This window comes from Micromonospora sp. NPDC050276, from assembly GCF_044459545.1.
GTDB lineage: Bacteria > Actinomycetota > Actinomycetes > Mycobacteriales > Micromonosporaceae > Micromonospora.
Genome location: NZ_JBITJA010000018.1, coordinates 47,383 through 70,990, shown reverse-complemented (window position 1 = coordinate 70,990; position 23,608 = coordinate 47,383). Strand labels below are relative to the sequence as shown.

The window sequence follows — 23,608 nt, the reverse complement described above, 5'->3', positions numbered from 1 at the left end:
GGTTTTCCGGCCACGAACCTCGCCGGCGACCCGCCGCGCGACGGCCGTCCCCGCTCAGCGGCCGCCCGCGACCAGCTCGGCGATCATCCCCTCGCAACTGCGGACCACGACCTGCGCACCACGCCGCTGCGCCAGCGGGAGCAACGGATCCTCCGCCCGGTCCCGCCACCGCCACTGCGCGTCGGCGGCGACCTCCCAGAGCCGCCGCACGTCGGCCTCATGCTCGACACCGAGCCGGGCCGCGAGGCCCACCCCGTTGCCGCCGACCAGCCGCTGCGCCTCGGCGGCCAGCTCCGCGTCGAACCCCAGCCGGGTGTTGCGCAGCGCCACCAACAGGCGTAGCTCCCGGAACTCGTGCGCGCCGGCGAGGATCTGCTCCACGGCACCGACCAACTCGGCGGACCCCCGGGTGGGTTCGGCCCGCAGCAGCGCCTCCACCGCGGCCAGCGCGGACCGGGCCTTGAGCGCATCGCGGCGATCGATGAAACAGCGCGTCACCGACTCACGCAACTCGGTGAGACCGCTGCGCCGAATGAGCTCGGCGGAGAGCTTCACCCGACTGTCGAACCCGCTGCGCACCAACGTGGCCGCCAACCGGACGCCGAAGAGCCCGAACCGATCCAGCAGCGCCGCGCGCACCTCGGTCTCCAGCCGTACCGGCAGCTCGCCGCGGAGGAACCGATCGGCCGAGATGAGGTGCGCGTCCAGCTCCGCCCGGGGTGCCTGGGCCAGGGCCGCGAGCGCGGCGAAGTCCGACTCACCGAGCATCCGGCCCGCCAGGCCGATCATCCCGCTGCACGCCACGACGTTCACGCTGAGCGCGTTCACCCTCGGGTCGCGGTAGTGTCGTCGAGCGAGCTGGCGGGCCGTGAGCAGGCCGTCGATCCGGCCTCCGCCGGTCTCGTCGGCCCGGGACAGCACCATGATCACGTTGACCGGAGCGGACTGGCCGACGGCACTGTCCCTTCCGGACTCCAGCACCCGCAGATCGCTGTCGCGACCGTCGCGGGTCAGGTACAACACCGCGTCCGAGTCCCGCAGAACCCGCTCCAACACGGGAACCCCACCCTGCTCGACGCTGCCGCCGACCGCCGGGGTGTCGATCAGCGTGATCTGCCGCAGCGCCCGTGTCGGCCACTGCACCACGATGTCCCGCACGTCCCCCGCGCCCCAGCCCAGATCCACCCGCAGCCCGGTCGCCGACTTCACCACCGTCAACTCCTGCGGAGGCTGGCCGACCGGATAGGCGGTGGCCCGGGGCGCGGCCCCGTCCTCGTACCAGGTGAAGGCCCCGTCCGCCCGCTCGACCGGCGCGACCTCCTCGCCCATCAACGCGTTGAGCATCGTCGACTTACCGGATCGCCACGGGCCGACGATGGCGATCCGCAGCGGCTGCTCCAACCGGGCCACCTGATGGCGCAACTCCCCGACTGCCCGGGGATTGTCCTGGTAGAGCTCGATGGCCTGGTGCAGCAGCCCCCAGGCCGCCTCGTCCAGTCGCACCCCCACCGTCATGCCTGCGGCTCCAGCAGCAGCGGGGCGGAGCGGGCGCCGGTCAACTGCTGAGCCTGCTCGTAGACCGCGGCCAACCGGGTCATCTTCAGCCGGATCTCGCGCTGCCGCTGCTCGCGCAGGGAGGCATCGGTATCCGCCTCCTGCTTCGCGCTGCGGAACGACTGCACGATGGCCTCCTGAAGCTCCTCGGTCAGGCCCGTGAAGTGGTCCCGCAGCATCCGTTGCACCTGCCGGGCGGCGTCGCGGCAGTCTCGGACGATCCGGACGAAGAAGTCGTCGACGTGCCGCTGGATGGCTGTCTTGACGGTCGCCTGGCGGCGACGGAGCAGTTGCTTGCTCTCGTCGCGGATGCTCTTGCCGCCGAAGAGCGCGCCGATGCCGACCGAGACCGGATTGATCATCGGCATTCCGGCCAGGGTGGTCGCCAGACCGAACATCAGCATGCCGCCGTATGAGCCCTTCATGCCGGTGAAGAGCTTCTGGCCGGTGGTGAACCTGTCAATCGTCGGCCGTTGCAGCTCGGGCAGTCGCTCGCCGATGTCCTCCGGCATCGTCATCGACCAGGGCGGCAGCACGTCGTAGCCGTACCTGTCGAAGTTGGCGGCCACCCGGCGGGCGATCCAGTCGCAGCGCTGGATCAGCCACTCGTGGTTCGCCTCCGCCGCCTCCACCAGGCTCCGCTCCAACCAGTCCTGGAAGGTGTCCCAGGCGACCAACGGATCGGCGGTGTCGAACGCCTCGTCCACCGCCCGCAGAATCTGGCGGGTTCGGTCACGAAGGTCGTACTCGAGGTCGGCGAGCAGGTCGGTGATCTCGTCGTTCAGCGTGTTCTGCCATCGGGTGGAGCACCGGCGCAACTCATCGACCTCGCGCTGCGCCGCGTGCAGCCGGGAGATCGGCCCGGACTGCTCCTCGGCCTCCTGGGTCGCCAACTCGGCGCGCAGCGGCGCGGCCAACTGCTCCACCACCGTCCGGGCCACCGTCTGCACGGCCGCTCGGGCCAGGTGGTCCGCCTTGCCGGACAGGTCGCGTTGCAGGCGGGCGATCAGCGCGGGGAAGCCGGACTCGGCGTTGAGACCACGATCGTCGGCCGCGGCCGCGCGCAGGCGCAACGTCGCCGAGACCGGGATCAGCGTCGCCGGGACGCCCGCCTCGGCCAGGTGCTGCCGGTTGCGCTCAGCGACCGTACGCCAGTCCGCCACCAGATCGGTCTTGCTCTGCACCACCACCACGTTCGGGTGCGAACGCATGAGGTGCAGCAGCATGTTCAGCTCGGCGACCGACAGTTCCCGAGTGGAGTCGGAGACCAGCAGAACGGTGTCCGCGCGGGCGGGCGCGGCGACCGAGGCGGCACCACCGACACCGGCGACCTCGTCGGTGCCGGGAGTGTCCACCAGCACCAGCCCGGCACCGAGCAGGGCGCGGGGCAGTCCGATCTCGACGTACGCCGGGCCGCCGCCCGGCCGCCGCCCGACCAGGCCGGCCACGCCCGCCGCGACCTGGTTGAGCGGCACCGAGGTCCGCTCAACGGTCACCTCGGCGGCGGTGCCGGCGGGGCGGCCCGGGGCTGGTGGCGGAGCCTGAGCCACCGCCGCGGTGGGAGCCTCGGCGTGCCGCACCACGGTCGGCAGGACGGTGGTACGGCCGTCGCCGACCGGGCAGGCCGGAGCATTGATGATCGCATTGATCAGCTGACTCTTGCCCTGGTTCGGTTCACCGATGACCAGGACACGCAGCGTCGGATCGAGCAGTTGCGCACGCTTCTGCCGCACCGTCTGGAGCAGGTCACCGCGACCGTGGGCAGTGCACGTGCGGGCGATCTCGTCCAGCACGTCCAACCAGATCCCGGCCATCACCGCACCAAGTGTGCGGATTTCGGCTCAATTATCAAGAGGGACCGGATGTGGAACCCGGAAGGGCCGGATCGCCCGAGACGATCCGGCCCTTCGCTCCGCCCGGAAATCCGGGTCAGAGCAGGCCGCCGGTGATGCCCAGCAGCCCGTGATCGGACGAGGCGTGCGAGTCGCCGCCGAGCACACCATTGGTGGCCCCGCCGGTCACGTCACCGACCGTGTCGGTGACACCGGGGAGGAGGCTGTCCACCTGGTGCGTCACGCCACCCACCGTCGACGGCACGTCGAGCGGCGGGACCACGCCACCGACGACACCGTCGCCGTGCCCGAGGCCCAGCCCGCCGAGGGTGTCGTCGACACCGAGGGAGCTGACGACCCCGCCGATCTGACCGTGCGTGCCGGAGAGGACACCGCCGGTCAGGTCGCCGCCGATCAGATTCGAGTCGGTGACGCCGAGCAGACCGCTCGGGTCGCCGACGGTGCCGGTGACGTCACCGAGCACCGGGTCCGCGATCGCGTCCACCGGCTGCACCACGTCGGCGTCGAGGGTGTGCGCCACGTCGGAGACACCGGCCAGGTCGGTGTCGAGACCGGACGGACCGACGCCCAGACCGATACCCGGCAGCACGGTGACCCCGGCGGCGGCGGTCGACGGGTCGATCGCGATGGCGCCGAGCACACCGGCCTTGACGTCCACGCCGCTGGGCGAGCTGGTGACGCTGATCTGCTGCGCCACGCTCTGCAACTGACCAACCACGTCGGTGGTGTCGGTGAGCAGCGGGTCCAGCCCGAGCTGCCCGACCGGCGAGGCCAGCGGCGCGAGGCCCGCCCCCGGCGCGTAGTCGACGACCAGCGGTACGACGTCCTGCACGTCCGCGGCGGTGATGTCGGTGAGCCCCGCGCCCCGCAGCGCACCCTCGGGGTCGAGGTCGAAGGCCGACCGCGCGTCCGGGTTCGTCAGTAGGTCGAGCACGAAGTCGTGAAGCGTCTGGTGCGAGTCCATGTGCCGGTTCTCCTCGGATGTGGCATCTGCCGGTGTCGTACGTCGACAGTGACGCTATTGCCGGGGCCCCGCTGCGGGCATCGGGGTTCAGCCCGCATCCGGGCCGGTTGAACTAGGGGCTCCGCCACCTCGTACGTTAGGGGGACAGGGGGAAACCGTCCCGACGAGATTAGGGTCCCGACCAGGGACTGATCTCTGGTACGAACGTAGGAGCCCGCGGGGTTCGCCGGGGGTGGGTCGTCGGGCCGCCGACGCCATGCCACCGATCGGTCGACTCACGGGGGGAGACAGAGACGATGCCGTACGTCCTGGGGATAGACATCGGAAGCACCAACACGGCTGCTGCCGTCGCACGACGACACGGCGCGACCTGGACACGTCCCGAGGCCGTCCCGCTGCGCACCGGCTCACCTCTCATGCCCTCGGTGCTGTGTCTGGCCGAGGACGGCTCACTGCGCGTCGGGGAGCCCGCGACCGACGACGGCAGCCGCACCACCCGGGACTTCGTCCACCGGATCGGCGACGACGTGCCCGTGCTGCTCGGCGGCGAACCGTGCGCGCCGCAGACACTCACCGCCGAACTGGCCGCCTGGGTGGTCGAGCGGGTGCACGCCCTGGAAGGCGAAGCGGCGCAGGCGATCGTGCTCAGCCACCCGGCGGGGTGGCGCCCCTACCGGCGGGAGGTGCTGCACCGGGCGTTGTCGGGCCTCGGCCTGGGGCACGTGACGTTGCTGCCGCGCACGGTCACGGTGGCTGAGAGTCACGCCGCTCGCGGGTTCGCGGGCAGCACGGCGGTGGTCTACGCCCTGGGGGGCAACAGCTTCGAGGCGGCTCTGGTGCGGCGCACCTCGCGCGGGACGTACGAGACGTTCGGCACCCCGCAGGGTCTCGACTCGATCGGCGGTGCCGACTTCGACGAGGCGCTGGCCGAGCATTCTCGGACCATGCTGGCCCGGGAGCTGGCGGCGAGCGCACGCCGCGGCACTCAGGCCGCGTTGCGCGGACTGCGCGCGGAGTGTGACCGGGTCAAGCGGGTGTTGACCGTCGACCTCACGGCCGACGTGGTGCTGCCCCTGCCGAGCGGCCCGGCCCGCATACCGGTGACCCGGGCGGAGTTCGAGGCCATGATCCGCCCGACCGTGCAGGCCACCGTCGATCTTCTGCTGCGGGCCGTGCGCACCGCCGAGCTGACGCCGGAGCAGCTCGACGGCGTGCTGCTGGCCGGCGGCTCCACCCGCGTCCCGCTGGTGACCGAGCTGATCAGCGCGGCCCTCCCGGTGCCCATCGAGGTGGAGCCGGACGCACAGTTGACCGCCGCCACCGGGGCGGCGATGGCCGCCTGTCAGGTGGTGTCACCACGCCCGCGCCAGCCGGCACCGGCCCGCGTTCCGGCCCCGGTCAGCGGTGCCGGGCGGGCCACCCTCCCGGCACCGCGACGTCCCCAGCACCACACCACCGTTCCGGGCGATCCGCCACCGCGGCCCCCGGTCCGGGTCCTCCCACTGGAACTGCCGAAACCGTCCCGTCTGGCGTTGGCCCGCAGCCGGGGACGCGAAGGATGACCCCAATGATCATGAATGACCTCGCCGCACCAGGGTTGACCCTGGACAAGGGGTTGCAGGCCCTGCTGGACACGGTCACGCAGCATCCGACCGGCCCACTCGCCATCGGCGTCACCGGGCCGGGCGGGCACGGTAAGACCGCGCTGCTCGCGGAGTTGGAACGGGTGCACCAGCGGGCCGGGGTCACCGTCCGCACGGCCGCTCCGGAACCGGGTGACGCGGTCGACCCCGACACGGTGCTGCTCGTGGACGACGCGCACCTCCTCGACGACGCGCGGATCGGGGCGCTGCTGCGCCTGGTCGCCGCCCGTCGACACCGGTTGGTGGTCGCTCACCGTCCCTGGCCGCGGTCGGCGGCACTCAGCGAACTGGTCGACGCCCTGCGGCGCGACGGGCAGGCCGTGCTGCTCACGCCGTTCACCCGGGAGCAGACCGCCGCCTACCTCGCCGCGTGGCCCGAGCTGGGCCGCCCCGCCGACCTGGTCGACGTGGTCCACACGCAGACCGCCGGCGTACCCCGGGACGTCGAACGACTGGTCCGCGGCCTGGCCGGCGCGGAGACCCGGACCGGCGCGATGGCCGAGCCACCCCGGTCCGTCGTCCTCGAATTCGGGCCGGACCTGGACGTTCAGCCCACCGCGGTACGACGACTGCTCCTCGCCGTCGCGGCCGGTGGGGCGTTGCCGGTGAGCATGCTCGGCGCCCTGCTGGGCCGGGATCCGGCCGGGGTGGACGAGCTGATCGCCACGACCAGGGCGGCCGGGCTGCTCGGCGCCGACGGCCGGCTCGCGCCGATCGTCCGGCGGGCCGTCGCCACACTCAGCCCGACCACCGACCGGACGGCCGTCTGGCGCCAGCTCACCGAGTTGCAGTTGGCCCGGGGCGGCGCGGTGCTGCCGCTGGTCCGCTCCCTGCTCGCGGTCGGCGCGCTCGGGGACTGCCCGGCCGCGACCCTGGCCGCCGCCGCGGACGAGGCGCTGGCCGACGAGCCGGCGTTCGCCGCCGAGCTGTTCGCGGCGGCCACGGCGGCCGGACGACCGCCCAACGCCCAGCAGGCGCTCGCCGCCGCGCTCGCCGGCGACCTCGACGACGCCCTGCGGCTGGCGGACCGACTGCTGGCCACGGCCGCTCCCCCGGATCGCGCGGAGGCGGCGGTGGTCGCCGCCACCGCCCTGGCCCACCGTGGTCACGTCGGTCGCAGCGTCGAGCTGTTCCGGTGGTCGGGCACCGCATCGGCGGCGGCGTTCGCCATCGTCGGCGGGCTCGCCACCGGCGACCCGGGTGCCACCGCCGAGTCACCGGCGGGTGACCCGGCCGGCGAACCACCCACCCTGCACGCCAGCGCCGCCCGACTGATGGCCAATGGGGTACGCGAGAGCGTGACCGGCCCGCCGACCGCCGCGCTCTCCGCGCTCGTTCAGGCCGCCGCGCTGCTGGAACCGGACGGACGAGCGGCGCTGCTCCCGGACAGCCCGGCCGCCCTCGCCGCGTTGACGGCGGTGCACTGCGGTGAGCTGGAGATCGCCGAGCGGGTGCTGCACCGAGCCCTGGGTGCCGGTGTCGGCGGCCCGCTGATGGCTCGCCGTCACCGGCTGTTGCAGGCGTGGATCCTGATGGTCCGTGGCGAGATCCACGCCGCCACCGAGCGCCTCGCCACGGTGACGCTCGACGGGCGGCAGTTGGAGTCGCGCGACCTGCTCTTCGCGGCCGCGATCCGGATGGGCATCGCTCGGCGCAACAGCGACCTCGGGGCGCTCAAGCGGGGTTGGGGGCAGGCGCTGGAGGCGGTGGTGCGGCACCCGGTCGACCTGTTCACCCTGCTGCCGCTGGGTGAACTGGCCATCGCCGGCGCACGGCTGGGTGACCTGGCCCGACTGGAGCCGTACCTGCACCAGGGGCGTGCACTGCTGGACCGCCTCGGCAATCCACCACTGTGGAGTGTCCCGCTGCACTGGAGTGGTCTGCACGCCGCCATCCTGACCGGTGAGCCGACGGTCGCCGACGAACACGTCACGGCGCTGCTCGCCGCCGCGGGCCACAGCCGGTACGCGGCCGTGGTCGCCGCCGCCGCGGAGAGCTGGGTGGAGGTGCTCCGGGGGGTCGTCGACCCGGCCCGGGTCGAGGCCGCCGCCCGAGGGCTACACGACACCGGGTTGTGCTGGGACGGCGCCCGCCTCGCCGGGCAGGCCGCGATCCGCACCGCCGACCGGAGAGCGATGACCACCCTGCTGGAGTGCGCCCGAGCATTGCAGGGCCGGCCGCCCGGCGGCCACGACGGGCAGACACCGACAGCTGGCGCCAGCACGGCACGGGCCACCGGCCCCACCCAGCAGGGGCTCAGCGACCGCGAGTACGAGGTCGCCGAGCTGGTGCTGGCCGGACTGACCTACCGGGAGATCGGCGACCGGCTCTTCATCTCGGCCAAGACCGTCGAACACCACGTGGCGCGGATGCGCAACCGGCTGAACTGCGCCAACCGCGCCGAACTGCTGGCGCTGCTGCGCACCCTCGTCGCCGACCGGGCCAGCGACACGGCCGGGCAACCGTGGCCGCAGCGGGCCAGCCGATGACCCGTACCGACCTTCGGCTGATCCGGACCAGACTGGCCGTGCTGGCCGCCGTGCTGATCACGCTCTGGTCGTACGCGGCCTACGTGTCCAGCCAGCAAGCCGTCGACCTGCTGCGGGTCCGGGCACTGGCGGACACGCTGGGTCAGCCCATCGACCGCCTGATCCTGGGTCTACAGACCGAACGCCGGATCACCGCCGAGACAGTCGCCGGGGCGGGGCAGCCGACGCCGGCGCTGGTCGGGGCACGCGCGGGCACCGACCGGGCCGCCGCCGAGGTCCGCGAGTTCACCAAGGGCCGCGACCTTCGGCTGCTCAGCGCCGGCAGCGTCCGCGACCGGGCCGGGGAGCTGGTCCGACGGCTCGACGGGCTGGGCACGACCCGATCCCAGGTGGACACCGGGCGGCTCGACCAGGCCGCGGCGGTCGAGGGGTACGACGAGGTCATCGACGTCGCCTTCCGGGTGTACGGCCCGGAGTGGGGCGCGTACGAGAGCGGGTTGGCCGCCGACACCCGCGCGGTGATCGCACTGGCCCGCGCCCGGGAGCTGCTGGCCCGGGAGGACACCCTGGTCAGCGCGGCGCTGACCGGTGCCGGGCTCGACGTCGACGGGCGGCTTCGGCTGGCTGCCCTCGTCAGCAACCAGCGGTACGCGCGCACCGAGGCGGCGGCCGGGCTTCCGGCCGGCGGTCAGGGCGAGCACCAGCGACTCGCGGCCGGCCCGGAGTTCGCCGGTCTGCTCGCTCTGGAGGACCGGCTGCTGGCCCAGACGGGCACCGCCAACGCCCTGGCCGGTCTCACCCTCCCGGACTGGCGGGCCGCGGCGGACGCCGCCCTCGGCGCGCTGCAGGCGCTGGTGACGAGCACCGCCCGCAGCAGCGTCGAGCGGGCCACGCCGGGCGCCGCCGTGCTCGTCGCGCGTACCGGGGCGGTGGTGGGGCTCGGCCTCATCGTGGTGCTCGTGCTCCTGTTGAGCTGGGCGACCACCGTCCGACGCCTCACCGACGAGCTGGCCGGGCCGGACGCCGAGCCACCGGCTCCGGAGCGGGACACCCCGGCGCCGACCCCCGGCGCCGAGCGCGAGCTGTTCCTGCGGCTGACCCGACGCAACCAGGTTCTGCTGCGCGAGCAGCTCAGCCTGCTGGACGGGATGCAGCGTCGGGAACGGTCCGGCGAGGAGACCAGCGAGCTGTTCCAGCTCGACCACCTCACCACCCGGATCCGCCGCAACGTGGAGAAGCTGATCGCCCTGGCCGGCGCGACGCCCGCCCGTCGTTGGCGACGCCCGGTGCCCCTGCTCGACGTCGCACGCGGAGCGGTCGCCGAGGTGCCGGACTACCACCGGGTCCTGATCGCGCCGCACTGGCCGTGGTCGCTCGCTGGTCCCGCCGTCACGGACGTCATCCACCTGCTGGCGGAGTTGATCGAGAACGCCCTGGCCTACTCCGGTGCGGACACCACCGTCCGGGTCAGCGGCGAGCACCGACCGCAGGGGTGCGCCGTCCTGGTCATCGATGACGGGCCCGGCCTGGACGCCGCCGCGCTGGCCGAGGCGAACCACCTGCTCGGCAACCCACCAGCGGACGGCCCGCCCACCGGCGCCTCCGGGTGGTACGCCGTCGCCGTCCTGGCCGGTCGCTGCGGCGCCCACGTCTCGCTGCGCCCCAGCCAGCGCGGTGGGACGGCCGCGATCGTGCTCCTGCCGGCCCAGTTGGTCACGGTCTCCGACACTGGCCGCCCACCGGCCACCACCGCACCCCACACCCCGCACCCACCGGCCCGTACCGGCGCCGACCTGCCCGACCCGAGCGGCGACGGCGCGCTGCCGACGCGGGTCCGCCAGACCGGGCCGATCGGCCCGGAACACGGCAGGACCAGCCTCGACACGGTCGAGTTGCCAGTCGCGAAAACAGCAAGGAGACATCAATGACGTCTGCAGTGGTCACCGAGGACGGCCTGACCGACGCCCTGAACCGCCTGGTCGACCGGGTGCACGGCGCGGAGTTCGCCGTGGTGCTCTCCCCGGACGGGTTGCCGCTCGGCGGCTCCCGACGGGTGGAGGCGAAGCTGGCCGAGCAGATCTCCGGCGTGGTCGCCGGCCTGATCGCGTTGGGGCTGGCCGCCACCCGGACCTGCGAGGCGGGTCGGCTGCGCCAGATCGTGGTGCAGATGTCGCGCGCGTTCCTGTTCATCGCCACCATCCCGAACGGGACCATCCTCACCGTGCGGATCGCGGGTGACGATGTCGAGGTCGGCGACATGGCGTACGAGGTGGCGCTCTTCGTGGGGCAGGCCGAGCAGCACCTGCCGATCACTCTGGGACCGGCCTCCTCGGTGACGATCGGGGACACTGGTGCACACCAGCGGCACCACTGACGAGGCGTGGTACGACGACGACGCCGGTCCGGTCGCCCGCCCCTACACGATGACCGGGGGGCGCACCGCGCCCGCACGCGGCCGGTTCGACCTGATCTCACTGGTGGTCGCCCGGCGGGGGGTCATGCCGCGCACACCGCTCTTTCCTGAACAGGCGCGAACCGTCGAGCTGTGTCACCATCCAGTGTCGGTGGCGGAGGTCGGTGCCGAGTTGGACCTTCCGGTGGGGACCGTCCGGGTGCTGCTCGGCGACCTGCTCGCCGCCGGTTTGATCGAGACGCACGAACCGCCGATGCTGTCGGAGCTGCCGACCGAGGATCTACTTGAGGCGATACTCGTCGGGCTTCGCGCTCTGTGACCGGGCAGGCGCCATCCGCGACCCGGACGGCTCGTGAGGGCGCGCCCGCCGACGAACTGAAGGAGAGACAGGCAGTGCCGGCAACACCACCCCAACCACGCCGTACCGTGGCGATCATCCTGCTGGATCGGGTCGTGGCCCTGGCCACGGCCACACGGCGGGTGCTCACCGGTCGGGAGGACGTCTCGCGGGCCGCCTGGGTGGCCGTCCTCGCGGCGCTCGGGGTGCTGGTCGCGACGGCCGTGTCCGTCGTCGGGGTGCTGCGTACACCGGAGAAGCTGACACCGGTGACCCTCGACCCGCCGCCGTCGGTGAAACAGGTCGGCACGTCGCCGCCCGGTACGCCCCGGGCGCAGGCGCGACCGGCGGTCACCAGCCCGGCGGCGCCCGCTCCCCCGCCTGCCTCGGCCACCTCGGTCCCGCCGGCCGTCGCGGCGTCGACCAGGCCCACACCGACCGGCGCGAGCGCCACACCCACCCCGGCGGCCCTGAACGCCGACTTCGCCGTCGCGGACAACGCCCTGCTCAGTTACGGCGCGGTCGTGACGATCGGCAACCCCGGATCGGTGCCGGTGCCACAGTGGACACTGGTTATCACCCTGCCGCGAGAGTCGCTGGGGATCAGCGGGGTCGAGGGCGCGCAGGCCACCCGGGACGGTGCGGTGTGGACGTTCGTGCCGGACGGGAACACCGGTCAGGTGCCGGGCAGCGCCTCGGTCCGGGTGACGTTCCGAGTCAATGGTTCGTTGACCGGTTCCGCCCCGAAGGCGTGCACCATCGACGGGGCCGCCTGCGCTGGCCTGCCGAACTGACCGGCCGCGGCCGGCACGATCGGGCGCGGTACACCCGGCGTTCCGGCGGCAGCCATTCGTCATTGATCATCAGTTCGGGCGCGCTTCGTACCGTTCCGACCATGACTGTCCTACCCGCATCATCGTCGCTCGGCCGCGCCGGGTCGCGCCTCGGTGCCCTGCGCACCCGGGCCGCCGCCTCCGTCGCCGCCCTCGCCGTCACCGGCGCCGCCGTCGCGGTCGCCGTCGCGGTCTCGCCGCCCGCCACCGCCGAGCCGGGCAGCGTCGTCGTCTCGGAGAACTTCTCGGCCGGGTCGCTGCCCGCCGGTTGGCACGCGGTCGACGGCGCCTGGAGGGTCGAGAACGGCCGGCTGTACGGAACGTCCGCCAGCTCCAGTGAGAACAACAAAATCACCTTCGGTCGGCACCTGAACGACTTCCGCCTTGAGGCGACCATGCGCTTCGAGTCGGTCTCGGCCGCCACCCGCTGGGCCTCGCTCGGCATCGACGTTCCCGCCAGCGGCGCCACGCCCTGGTGGATCGCCACCATGCGCAGCGGTACCACCGCCGCCAACGGGCTCGAATTTGCCCAGCGGACCACTGCCAACGCCTGGGTCGTGACCAACACCGCCTCCGCCCCGTCCGCCGCCGGCACCGGCCGGGACGTCCGCGTCGCCGTCGAGGTGCACGGCAACCAGGCCCGCTGGATCTTCGACGGGCGGGAGGCGATGCGGACCACCAGCCTCCAGCGCTCCGCCGACGGCGTCCAAGGGCTCTTCGTCAACGGCGCGACCGTGTCGTACGACGACGTCGTCGTCACCGAGTTGGCCCCGAACGGCTACCTCCGCCCGGAGGGCAGCCCGTTCACCGTGATCGCCCACCGGGGCGCGTCCGCCGCCGCGCCGGAGAACACCCTCGTCGCCCAGGAGATCGCCCGTAGGGGCGGCGCCGACTGGATCGAGAACGACGTCCAGCCGAGCAAGGACGGCATCCCGTTCATCCTGCACGACGGCACCGTCGACCGGACCACCGACGGCACCGGCAACATCCGGGACCTGACCGCCGCGCAGATCAAGGCGCTCGACGCCGGCTCCTGGTTCGGCCCGCAGTACGTCGGCGAGCGGGTGCCCACCCTCGCCGAGCAGCTCGCCGACCTGCGAACCCGCGGCGGCAACCTGCTGGTGGAGATCAAGGGCAAGCACACCCGGGACGAGGTCGCCACGATCATCCAGGTGATCCGGGACGAGCAGATGATGGGCCGGGTCTTCATCCAGAGCTTCGAGGTCGACGCGCTCAGGTACACCTACGAGATCGCCCCCGAGCTGCCGCTCGGCCTGCTCCGCAGCACCCTCGACGCCGACCCGGTGGCGATCGCGAAGGAGCTGCACCTGACCGCGTACAACCCGGACGGCAACGCGCTGCTGGCCAAGCCGGAGGTCGTCGCCCCGCTGCACGCCGCCGGGGTCGCGGTGATGGCCTGGACGATGGACTCCGCCGGCCTCTGGCAGCGGTTGGAGCGGATCGGCACCGACGCGATCATCACCAACCGGGCGGCCGAACTGGTCGGCTGGAACTCGGCGTTCCTCCAGCGGGCTCCCGCCGACCCGACCGTGCAGATCACCTCGCCGGCCGACGGGGCTCGACTGGACCGGGCGCAGTCCCCGGTGATCGCCGTCGCCGCGACCAACGCGGACACCGTCACCGTCACGCTGGACGGCAAGAAGTCGGCCGCCGGGCGCAAGCTCGACCTGGCCAAGCTGACCGCCGGTCGGCACACCATTTCCGCCGTGGTGACCGGGCCGGAGGGCACCGCCACCGCGAGCAGCACCTTCACCGTGACGGTGAGCCAGGCCGGCCTCGGCTACCTGATCCTCACGTCCGCCGCCGACCCGGCCGCCGTCACCGCGATGGCCACCAAGCTGGCCCACGCTCAGTACGCCGAGCTGGCCACCTACGCCGACCGGCAGGCCGGCAAGCTGGTGCCGGCCGAGGTCGCCAGCGTCATCGCCGCCGACGCCCGCACCCTCGCGCTGAGGTAGCGGTTCTGGTCGGCGCTGGCCCCCGGGCCAGCGCCGCCCAGGTTCGTCAGTGGATGGCGACGGGCGATCCGGCTGGCTCGTCCTGCTGCCGCAGGAGCGGCAGCGCCGGCGCCATGCACAGGCCGCCGATGGGGAGCAGGTCGAGGGTGACCGCCGGCAGGACGACGCCGACAAGGAGCAGCGGCGCACTCCACCAGGGCAACCGCCTGCCCGCCATCATCTGGGCGCCAGCGTCCGGCCAGCCTCCGGGAGCTTCCCCCGCATAGCCCTGGGTTCCGGCTCAGGCCTTCCACCGAGCGACCCTGAGCCGCCGCGCACCGGTCAGGGGCGAAACGGCCTGCCCGCCAGAGCGGAGTCTTCCGGGAAGGCCAACGAGCTGAAGAACTTCTCCGTCTCGGCACCGCGGATGGCTTCGATCTTCGACAGCAGCGCCTCGGTCGCCTCGTAGGCTCGCTGCTCCCGCTGCGCCGGATCGGTGGTCGCCTCGGCGCGGCCGAACGCGAGCCTCCACTGGTTGCTCGCCTCGATGAGCCCAAAATGGGTACGCCGCAGCAGCGCCCACATCTGATCCCACTGATAAAACGTCCGTAGTGCGGTGGCCGTTGCGATGACCACGCCCGAGACCGCGATTACGAGGTTCTTACCCGGATAGCTGAAGCCGGCGAGCAACGGCAGTGACGCACTGACGACGATGACCAGGATGCCGGTGAAACGAAACAGTCGACGGTGCCATTTCGCCCGCCAGTCGTAATGGTCCCTGAGTTTGTTGACGCTGTCGTGCGCCAGCGCGCGATAGACCTGTAGCGGATCGCTGGGAGCCCCGTTCTGCGACTCGGCGAGCAACCCGCTCTGTGCTCGGTCAACAGACACGTCACGATGTTAGAGGCTGCCCATGCGACGGTCTATAGCCCGAGAATACGATGTTGTCGGAGTATTGACGGGCGAACATCTCCTGCTCCGGCGAAGCGACTGGCCAGGCAATCACCGGAACACCGCGTCGACGCCACCACGCCGTCAGGCCGGACGGAAAAGCGTCCACCTCGTAGGCCAGAAAGTCCGGTCGGGTGACCAGGTTGCTGACCATACTGCGGCCCACCAGCCGGGTCAGCGGCCCGGCGGTGCGCAGCAGCCCGCAGATGCGTCCCACCGGCACGCGGCGGTGCGGCGGCATCCGTCGTACCGCGATCCGCAGCGCCGCCACGAGCAACGGGTCGAAGGATTCGACCGCGTACCGCCCGTGGTAGTCGGCGGTTTGCCGCAGCACCTGGTCGACGAGACCGAAGTTGAGGTCGGGCGTCGGCCGTTTCAACTCGATCAGCAGCGGCACCCGCCCGGCGACCCGATCCAGCACCTGCGACAGCGTGGGCACAACCTGTTCGGTGCCGAGTAACCTGAGCCGCTGCCGATCGGCCGGGGTCAGCTCCGCGGTGGTGATCGCCGCACCGGTGAGCGCCGTCAATTCGTAGTCGTGCGTGACCACGAGCTCACCGGACCGGGTGAGCTGCACGTCCAACTCGCAGGCGTAGCCCGCGTCGGCAGCCGCCTCGAACGCCGCGAGCGAGTTGGCGGGTCGATTGTCGCCGGTCAGACCGCGGTGCGCGATCGGGGTGTCGAGCAGCCAGCGGTCATCGGATAGCACGCGTTCCTCCTGAGCCGCCGCGAGCGGGCTGCCGCACGTCGAAACGGGGCCGTGAAACGGCTTTCGCGTACCTTACAGCGGTCCGGTGGCGAGCATGTCTCATGCTGGAGTGGTGATTCGTTTCGTACTGAACGTGCTGTGGCTCGTCTTCGGCGGTGGCCTTGTGCTGGCGGTCGGCTACGGCATCGCCGCGCTGATCTGCTTCGTCCTGGTCATCACCATCCCGTTCGGTGTCGCGTCGTTGCGCCTCGCCGTCTACTCGCTGTGGCCGTTCGGCCGCACCCTGGTGCCCAAGCCGGGCGCGGGTGTCGGCTCCGGGGTGGCGAACATTCTCTGGGTGGTGCTGGCCGGATGGTGGCTCGCGCTCTCCCACATCCTCGCCGGCATCGCCCTCTGCGTGACGATCATCGGGATCCCGTTCGGCGTCGCCAACTTCAAGCTGGTTCCGGCCGCGTTCTGGCCCCTCGGCCGCGAGGTCGTCGACACGCCGTGACCCGCTCCGGGTCGGTCCATAATGGGCGCCGCGCGGGCAGCCGCCCCCCGATCAGGTGATGAAAAGTAGGGTCGAAAACGTTCCTGGCGACTATTTTCCATCACCTGATCATGTCGTGGAAGCGCGTCGACTGAGGGCTGGGTCATGGACAACTGGTGGAACGGATCCCCTGATCGGTTCGCGGTCTGCTCGCGTACCGACCGGCTTCGGGTGGAACTGGGCCGTTGTCCGACTGCCTCCGAGATCTGCACTGGTTGCCCGCAAACGGGTATCTGGTGGTGGTCGAGAACGTTCGGCACCTGCTGTCGAGCAGCGCCGAGGATCGACAGATCCTGTTCCAGATCCTGTGGCAGGCCGTCGAGCGCTGGGCGAGCCCGCTGGGCGGCGGGGTCGCCCCCTTCACGGTGCTGCTGCTCTGCGACAACGCTGAGGAGGCGGCTGCGGTGCGGCAGGAGGTCGCGAATGCGTCAGGACGATCACGGGAAGGGGCAACAACGCACCCCTTCCACTCCTAACGTATAGCGCACTGGGGGGCTTGCGGCAAGACCCGGGTTGTGCCGCAAAATCGTCGGCCGATGCCTGAATCTGCCGAATTGGAAGTCATGAAATGAATTCCTTGCCTACCTCCGTGTTCGAACTTCCCGATCATCTCTCCGCCAAGGCAGACCCGGCGCTGATCGCCCGCGACGAGCGCCACTTCGCGGCCATGGCGCAGAGCCTCGCGCAGCTGACCGCCGAACTGTCCGACCGTCTCGACACCGCGCGGCGGGCGCCCGGCGGCAAGGGCCGGCAGGCCGTGGACCGGGACGAGGAGGTCCGGCGGCTGACCGCCCGCCTGCGCACGCTGAGCCGCTACGGCCTGGACCTGTGCCTCGGCCACGTGGTGGAGGCGGGCAACCCCGAGCCCGTGTACGTCGGGCGGCGCGGGCTCACCGACAGCGCGGGTCGGCGGCTGCTGCTCGACTGGCGCTCACCCGCCGCCGAGCCGTTCTTCGGCGCGACCCACGCCAACCCCATGGGTCTGGCGAGCCGCCGCCGGTACCGCTGGACCCGCGGCCGGATCAGCGACTACTGGGACGAGGTGTTCACCCCGGACGGGTTCGTGGGGCACGCCGTCGCGCTCGACGATCAGTCCGCGTTCATCGCCAGCCTGGGCAGCGCCCGGTCGACGCGGATGCGCGACGTGCTCAGCACGATCCAGGCCGACCAGGACGCCATCATCCGGGCTGGGTCGGCCGGCGCCCTCGTGGTCGACGGCGGTCCGGGCACCGGGAAGACGGTCGTCGCCCTGCACCGCACCGCGTACCTGCTCTACTCGGACCCGCGCCTCGGTCAGCGCCGGGGCGGGGTGCTCTTCGTGGGGCCGCACCAGCCCTACCTGGCCTACGTTGCCGACGTCCTGCCCAGCCTCGGAGAGGAGGACGTGCAGACCTGCACCCTGCGCGATCTCGTCCCCGAAGGGGCCACGGCGAGAGCCGACACCGACCCGGAGGTCGCCCGGCTGAAGTCCTCGGCCGCTCTGGTCGGGGCGATCGACGCGGCCGTCCGGTTCTACCAGGACCCGCCGGTCACGCCGATGACGATCACGGTCGGCGACTCCGACATCCGACTGGGCGCCGACGACTGGGCCGACGCGTTCCAGGCGCCGGGTCCGGGCACGCCGCACAACGAGGCGCGGGAGGAGATCTGGGAGGAGTTGCTCACGATCCTCATCGACCGGTACGACGGCGACGAGCCGGACGACGTGCTCCGCGCGTCGCTGCTGCAAAACCGGGAGCTACGAGCTGCGGTCAACCGCGCCTGGCCGTTGCTCGACGCGGCCGATCTCGTGGGTGACCTGTGGTCGGTGCCCGCGTACCTGCGCAGATGCGCGCCGTGGCTCAGCCCGGCGGAGGTCCGCACGCTGCAACGCGACGAGCCCCGGGCCTGGACCGTCTCCGACCTGCCGCTGCTCGACGCGGCCCGGCAGCGGCTCGGCGACCCGGAAGGGGCAGGCCGCAAGCGTCGGTCCGATCCCGCCGCTGCCGTCGAGCGCGACCAGATGGCCCGGGTCGTCGACGAACTGCTCGCGGCCGACACCTACGACGACGGCGAGGGCCTGCTGACCATGCTGCGCCAACCGGACCTGCGGGAGGTCCTGGCCGACGACTCCGCACTGTCGGACGCCGATCCGGACCTGCTGGCCGGCCCGTTCGCGCACATCGTCGTGGACGAGGCGCAGGAGCTGACCGACGCCGAGTGGCAGATGTTGTTGGCCCGCTGCCCGTCGCGCAGTTTCACCATCGTGGGCGACCGTGCCCAGGCCCGGCACGGGTTCACCGAGTCGTGGCCGGAGCGCCTCAAGCGGGTCGGGCTCGACCGGGTCGCGCTGGCCTCGTTGAACATCAACTACCGGACGCCCGCGGAGGTCATGGCGGAGGCCGAGCCGGTCATCCGGGCCGTGCTCCCGGACGCCAACGTGCCAACCTCGATCCGTGGCAACGGGCTCCCCGTCGTCCACGGGTCGGTCGCCGACCTGGACTCGATCCTCGACACCTGGCTCACCGCGCACGCCGACGGGATCGCCTGCGTGATCGGCGACCCGACGTTCCCGCCGACGTCCCGCGTCCGGTCGGCGAGCCCGGAGCAGGCCAAGGGGCTGGAGTTCGACCTGGTCGTCCTCGTCGACCCGGAAGCGTTCGGCACCGGCATCGAAGGGGCGGTCGACCGTTACGTCGCGATGACCCGGGCCACCCAGCAACTCGTGCTCCTGACCAGCGGCTGAGGGCACGGATCGCGGCAGGCGGCTGGCTCAACCGGTAGTGCCGGTCGAGAGAGCCGGAGTCCAGGCGTCGTCCGGCAACGCCGCCGGGCGGCGGCTGGGCCCGGGCGCAGCCCGGCCAGCACTGCCGAAAGCCGCCCTAGTTGCCGAGCGTGACGTGGAGGATCCTCTCGTTGCTGTTGTTCGGGGTGCTGTCCTTGTCACCGACGTTGGTGGTGGTCAGCCACAGCCCTCCGTCGGGAGCCGGCTCCACCGTCCGCAACCGACCGTAGGTGCCGCTGAAGTACGTCTGCACGTTCGTCAGGCTGCTGCCGCTGATCACCGCGCGGTACATCCGCGCGCCCCGGGCACAGGCCACGTAAAGGGCATCGCGCACGATCGTGATGCCGGAGCAGGACCCTTCGGCGGTCGGATAGGTACGCGCCGGGGCGATGAAACCGGCCGTGCCGCAGTTGCCACTGGTGCCCTCGCACGCCGGCCAGCCGTAGTTGCCACCCTTGGTGATGAGGTTGGTCTCGTCCATGATCGAGTTGCCGAACTCCTGCTCCCAGAGGCGGCCCTGCGAGTCGAACGCCAATCCCTGCGGGTTGCGGTGGCCGTAGCTCCACACGTAGTTGCCGAACGGGTTGTCCGACGGGACGGTGCCATCCGGGTTGAGCCGCAGGATCTTGCCCTCCAGGCTCGACCGGTCCTGGGCGTAGTTGCCGTTCTGGGCGTCACCCGTGCTGGCGTACAGCTTGCCGTCCGGGCCGAATCGCAGTCGACCGCCGTCGTGGTACTTGTTCCGCCGGATGCCGGTGAGGAGCACCTGCTCGCTGCCGGTGTTGAGGCGCCCGTTCTCCAGCTTGATCCGGACGACGCGGTTGTCGCTGGGTGACGTGTGCATGATGTACAGCCAGCGGTCGCTGGTGAAGGTGGTCGAGATGGCGAGCCCCAGGAGGCCGCCCTCACCGTCGGTGCTCTGCACGTTCGGCACCGTGCCCAGGGTGGTCTTGGCCCCGGTGGCCGGGTTGAGCTGGATGATGTCGTGCGCGTCGCGGCGGTTGTAGAGGACGCTGCCGTCGGGCAACGTCACCAGACCCCACGGGATGTCGGTGTCGGTGGTGACCTGCCGCACCCCGCACACCGGGTTGGCACACGCCGCGCCGGTGGTCACCGTGGTGGTGCCGCTGCGCGCCGAGGCGTTGTCCTGCGCGTCCCGGGCCACCAGGTAGTACTGGTACGCGGTGTTCGCCGCCAGACCGCTGTCGGTGAACGTGGTCGCCGGCGGCGCGCCGGTGACCGTGCCCACCTTCACGCCAGCCCGGTAGATGTCGTACGCCCGGACCCCGATGTTGTCGGTCGACGCCGTCCAGCGCAGGGTCACCGTGGTGCCCGACGCGCTGCCGGTGAGCTGTTGCGGCGCGGTCGGTGGCTGACTGTCGGCCTGGCAGGGCGGCGGTGTGATCGAGACGGTGGTGCTCGCCTGCGACACGTTGCCGGCGGCGTCCCGGGCATTGACGTACAGACCCCAGGTCGCCCCGGCGACCACCGTGAGGTTGGTGGAGAGCGTCGTGCCGCTCACCGAGGTCATCAGTTGGCCGTCGTGGTAGATGTCGTAGAAGGCCACCGCGACGTTGTCCGTCGAGGCGTTCCACGCGAACGTCACCGAGTTGCAGGTCAGGCCGCTCACCCGAGGGCTGCCCGGCGTCGTCGGCGGCTGGGTGTCAGCGCTACCGAGGGACGTCGTCCACCGCTGGTTGGACTGCCCGTTGCAGGTCCACAGACCGACGGTGGTGCTGTTGGCGGTGCCCGCGCCGGTCACGTCCAGGCACAGACCGGACTGGACGCCGACGATGGTCCCGGAGGTGGTGATCCGCCAGCGTTGGTTGGCGCCGCCGGTGCAGCCGTTGATCTGCAGCGCGGCCGGCGCGGTGGTGTCCTGGCCGACCACGTCCAGGCACATGGTGTCCTCGTAGACCCGCAACTCACCAGTGGAGGTGAAGGTCCACGCCTGGTTGGCCTGCCCGTTGCAGTCGTAGATGTTGATGCCGGCACCGGCGGTCCTGACGTTGCCGACCACGTCCAGGCAGCGGCCGCTGGCGACGCCGACCACCGTCGACGGCGCCGCGGCGGCCGCCGGCACCCCGACGGCCACCGTCAGCAGCGTCACCGCCACCATGGCCACCGGCAACAGCCGGCGTCGTGGGCGACGTGCGTTGGTCCGCGCGGTGACTCGCATCCGTCCTCCAAGGTCAGGGGTGCCGGCCGGCCCACCCCGGGCAACCATGCGCCCGGACAGGCCGAACAAACACATCGACCATCAAAGATGCATTCGCCGCCCAATTCAATCGATGTCCCTCGATCGAGGGCAAACCCACAGATCGGCGTACGCTTCGCTCAGCCGCCCTGCAACGTCTCCCAGACAACCGGCAGCACTGCTCACGGTGAGCGCCACCCTCGGTGCACACGTTCCTCCTCCTCAGGTCGTAAGCGCATTGCCGTCCTGCGCCAGATGGTTGACCGTGATCGCTCGAACAGGCTTGTGCCAGGCATCGGGTGACGCCGTACGGACCTGCTCCGGACACCCGTCCGCCTGGAAAGGCACTGGCCGACGATGCGTTCTCTTTCTCATCCTCAGTTGCGCTCGCCCCGATCCACCCGGCCCCTCGTCCGAGTCGGCGCGGTGATGGCGACCGCGGTCGCCATCGCCGTGAGCACCGCGGGCTGCGGCGCGGCACAACGCACGCCCGCACCATCCATCGACACCCCGGCGGCCCCCGCCACGGCGCGCGGGGCCGGGTCCGCCCTGACCGACACCGACGTCAACGCCTGGCTCGACGGCCTGCTACCGGCCGCGCTCGACCGCACCGGCATCGCGGGGGCCACGGTCGCCGTCGTGGACGACGGCAAGATCATCACAACCCGGGGGTACGGGTACGCGGACACCGGCGCCAACGGCAACGGGGGCGTACCGGTCGACCCGGACCGGCATCTGTTCCGGGCAGGGTCGGTGTCGAAGCTCGTCACCGCCACCGCGGTGCTGCAACTCGTGCAGAGCGGGAAACTCGACCTCGACGCCGACGTCGAGACGTACCTCGATTTCGAGCTGCCGCGCCGCTGGGAGCGAGCCGTGACCCTGCGGCACCTGCTCACGCACACCGCCGGCTTCGAGGAGCGCATCGCCGGCCTCATCGGCACCGACGGCGGCGACGTCGACCTACGCAAGGCCCTGGTGACCGACCCACCGGAACAGATCTACGCGCCGGGCACCGTTCCCGCCTACTCCAACTACAGCAACGCGCTCGCCGGTTACCTCGTCGAGCGCGTCAGCGGGACGCGCTTCGAGGACTACGTCCAGCGCAACATCCTGGACCGCGCGGGCATGCCGTCGTCGACCTTCGAGCAGCCTCTCCCGGCACCGCTGCGCGACCGGATGTCCAAGGGGTACGACACGTCCGCCGGACCCGCCGCGCCATTCGAGATCGTCGGCACTCCCCCGGCCGGCGCGTTGAGCGCCCCGGCGACGGACATGGCGCGATTCATGCTGGCCCAGCTCGGCGAGCAGGTGGGCTTCACGCCCCTGCTGGATCAGCCGACCCGCGAGCTGATGCAGCGTCCGGCGCTCGACTCGACGTCGCTGGGGACGCTGGCCGACGGACCCCGGATGACCCTCGGGTTCTTCCAGGAGGACCGCAACGGCCACCGGATCCTCGGCCACGGTGGCGACACCATGTACTTCCACTCCCACCTGCAGATCTACCCCGACGATCGGGCCGGCATCTTCCTCTCCCTCAACAGCAACGGCTCCGGCGCCCTGGACAGCCACGAGCTTCGCGAGTCGGTCGTGAACGGCTTCGCCGACCGCTACTTCCCGGCCCGCGACGACCAGCCGAAGGCGGGCGTGGACCCGGCGATTACCGCCGAGCACGCCGCGCTGGCGGCCGGCACGTATGAGTCCTCGCGGGCGGTGCGCAGCAACTTCCTGACGGCGATCGGCCTGGTCGGGCGCACGACGGTCAGCGTTGCCGACGGCGACCGGTTGTTGTTCGAGCCGGGCCCGCTGTCCGACTCCCCGGCCCGGTACGAGGAGGTGGCGCCCTGGGTCTGGCGTGAGGTCGGCGGGCAGCGCACGATCGCCATGCGGGTGACCGACGACCGGGTCGAGGCGATCGGTTTCGACTCCGCGTTCGCGTTGCTGCCCGTCGAGCCCGCCCGCGCGTCGACGGTGGCCGTCCCGGTGCTCGCCCTGTCGACCGTCGTGCTGCTCCTCGCCGCCCTCTCCTGGCCGGTTGGCGCGATCGTCCGCCGCCGGCTCGGCCGCGCTCCCCGTGAGCGGGCGGGGCGGACCGCGCGGGTCCTGAGCCGCCTCGCCGTCGCCGGTACGCTGCTCGCGTTCGCCGGTTGGGTGCTGAGCATCAGCAGCATCATGACCCTGCACGACGTTCCCCGCGCGGTCCTGCGCGCCATTCAGGTGCTGCAACTGGTCGGTCTGCTCGGCGTGCTGCCCGCCGCGGTCCGACTGGTCGACGACGTCCGACGCCACGTCGGCTGGCGACGGATCGTCGGCAGCGGTCTGCTCCTGCTCGCCCTCGCCGGCGCGGGCTGGTTCGCCGTGGAGTTCCGCCTGCTCGCGCCTAGCATCTCCTACTGACCCGCCCGACCCGGGAC

Annotated in this window: 18 protein-coding genes; 11 read left to right on the top strand and 7 right to left on the bottom strand. The window is 71.8% G+C overall.

What is annotated here, in order from left to right; all coding sequences use genetic code 11:
• Positions 1–54: 54 nt before the first annotated feature.
• The 3 genes from ACIBF8_RS28565 to ACIBF8_RS28555 all read right to left on the bottom strand — a co-directional run bounded on the left by ACIBF8_RS28565 (position 55) and on the right by ACIBF8_RS28555 (position 4,371).
• Positions 55–1,515, bottom strand: a complete 1,461-nt coding sequence (locus tag ACIBF8_RS28565; protein WP_396787017.1) for a hypothetical protein — start codon at positions 1,513–1,515, stop codon at positions 55–57.
• A complete protein-coding gene (locus ACIBF8_RS28560) occupies positions 1,512–3,368 on the bottom strand; it encodes a dynamin family protein (RefSeq protein ID WP_396787016.1) in 1,857 nt (618 codons plus the stop codon). The genes ACIBF8_RS28565 and ACIBF8_RS28560 overlap by 4 nt, the downstream gene beginning before the upstream one ends.
• 115 nt (positions 3,369–3,483) lie before the next feature.
• Complete coding sequence (locus tag ACIBF8_RS28555) at positions 3,484–4,371, bottom strand: IniB N-terminal domain-containing protein (RefSeq protein ID WP_396787015.1); 888 nt, start codon at positions 4,369–4,371, stop codon at positions 3,484–3,486.
• A 296-nt stretch (positions 4,372–4,667) separates the two neighbouring features.
• Here ACIBF8_RS28555 and ACIBF8_RS28550 point away from each other — a divergent pair, with 296 nt between their 5' ends.
• From ACIBF8_RS28550 to ACIBF8_RS28520, 7 genes are all read left to right on the top strand, one after another.
• Positions 4,668–5,933, top strand: a complete 1,266-nt coding sequence (locus ACIBF8_RS28550; protein ID WP_396787014.1) for an Hsp70 family protein — start codon at positions 4,668–4,670, stop codon at positions 5,931–5,933.
• A gap of 5 nt (positions 5,934–5,938) precedes the next feature.
• Entirely contained in the window at positions 5,939–8,503 is a 2,565-nt protein-coding gene (locus ACIBF8_RS28545; protein WP_396787013.1) for a LuxR C-terminal-related transcriptional regulator, read from the top strand.
• Entirely contained in the window at positions 8,500–10,431 is a 1,932-nt protein-coding gene (locus ACIBF8_RS28540) for a nitrate- and nitrite sensing domain-containing protein (RefSeq protein ID WP_396787012.1), read from the top strand. The genes ACIBF8_RS28545 and ACIBF8_RS28540 overlap by 4 nt, the downstream gene beginning before the upstream one ends.
• Entirely contained in the window at positions 10,428–10,877 is a 450-nt protein-coding gene (locus ACIBF8_RS28535; protein WP_396787011.1) for a roadblock/LC7 domain-containing protein, read from the top strand. Before ACIBF8_RS28540 ends, ACIBF8_RS28535 begins: the two co-directional genes overlap by 4 nt.
• The gene (locus tag ACIBF8_RS28530) at positions 10,852–11,235 is read left to right on the top strand and encodes a DUF742 domain-containing protein (protein ID WP_396787060.1); all 384 of its coding nucleotides are present in this window, start codon (positions 10,852–10,854) and stop codon (positions 11,233–11,235) included. The genes ACIBF8_RS28535 and ACIBF8_RS28530 overlap by 26 nt, the downstream gene beginning before the upstream one ends.
• A gap of 74 nt (positions 11,236–11,309) precedes the next feature.
• Entirely contained in the window at positions 11,310–12,047 is a 738-nt protein-coding gene (locus ACIBF8_RS28525) for a cellulose binding domain-containing protein (protein ID WP_396787010.1), read from the top strand.
• 101 nt (positions 12,048–12,148) lie between these two features.
• A complete protein-coding gene (locus tag ACIBF8_RS28520) occupies positions 12,149–14,065 on the top strand; it encodes a glycerophosphodiester phosphodiesterase family protein (protein ID WP_396787009.1) in 1,917 nt (638 codons plus the stop codon).
• 46 nt (positions 14,066–14,111) lie between these two features.
• On the opposite strand, the gene ACIBF8_RS28515 is transcribed toward ACIBF8_RS28520, so the two are convergent.
• The 3 genes from ACIBF8_RS28515 to ACIBF8_RS28505 all read right to left on the bottom strand — a co-directional run bounded on the left by ACIBF8_RS28515 (position 14,112) and on the right by ACIBF8_RS28505 (position 15,704).
• On the bottom strand, positions 14,112–14,285 hold the full coding sequence (locus ACIBF8_RS28515) for a hypothetical protein (protein ID WP_396787008.1): 174 nt from the start codon (positions 14,283–14,285) through the stop codon (positions 14,112–14,114).
• A gap of 101 nt (positions 14,286–14,386) precedes the next feature.
• Positions 14,387–14,935 (bottom strand): SLATT domain-containing protein, encoded by a 549-nt coding sequence (locus tag ACIBF8_RS28510; protein ID WP_396787007.1) that lies wholly within the window; start codon positions 14,933–14,935, stop codon positions 14,387–14,389.
• Position 14,936: 1 nt separating this feature from the next.
• Entirely contained in the window at positions 14,937–15,704 is a 768-nt protein-coding gene (locus tag ACIBF8_RS28505) for a glycerophosphodiester phosphodiesterase family protein (protein ID WP_396787006.1), read from the bottom strand.
• Positions 15,705–15,816: 112 nt separating this feature from the next.
• Between ACIBF8_RS28505 and ACIBF8_RS28500 the strand changes: the two genes are divergently transcribed.
• The 3 genes from ACIBF8_RS28500 to helR all read left to right on the top strand — a co-directional run bounded on the left by ACIBF8_RS28500 (position 15,817) and on the right by helR (position 18,961).
• Positions 15,817–16,197 (top strand): YccF domain-containing protein, encoded by a 381-nt coding sequence (locus ACIBF8_RS28500; RefSeq protein WP_396787005.1) that lies wholly within the window; start codon positions 15,817–15,819, stop codon positions 16,195–16,197.
• 275 nt (positions 16,198–16,472) lie between these two features.
• On the top strand, positions 16,473–16,712 hold the full coding sequence (locus ACIBF8_RS28495; RefSeq protein WP_396787004.1) for a hypothetical protein: 240 nt from the start codon (positions 16,473–16,475) through the stop codon (positions 16,710–16,712).
• Positions 16,713–16,804: 92 nt separating this feature from the next.
• Positions 16,805–18,961 carry an RNA polymerase recycling motor ATPase HelR gene (helR, locus tag ACIBF8_RS28490; protein WP_396787003.1) on the top strand — a complete coding sequence of 719 codons (2,157 nt, stop codon included), beginning with the start codon at positions 16,805–16,807 and terminating at the stop codon, positions 18,959–18,961.
• A gap of 136 nt (positions 18,962–19,097) precedes the next feature.
• Here the strand turns inward: helR and ACIBF8_RS28485 are convergent, their stop codons facing one another.
• Positions 19,098–21,179 carry a PQQ-dependent sugar dehydrogenase gene (locus ACIBF8_RS28485; RefSeq protein WP_396787002.1) on the bottom strand — a complete coding sequence of 694 codons (2,082 nt, stop codon included), beginning with the start codon at positions 21,177–21,179 and terminating at the stop codon, positions 19,098–19,100.
• 399 nt (positions 21,180–21,578) lie between these two features.
• Between ACIBF8_RS28485 and ACIBF8_RS28480 the strand changes: the two genes are divergently transcribed.
• Positions 21,579–23,591 (top strand): serine hydrolase domain-containing protein, encoded by a 2,013-nt coding sequence (locus ACIBF8_RS28480; protein WP_396787001.1) that lies wholly within the window; start codon positions 21,579–21,581, stop codon positions 23,589–23,591.
• The last annotated feature ends 17 nt before the right edge of the window (positions 23,592–23,608 follow it).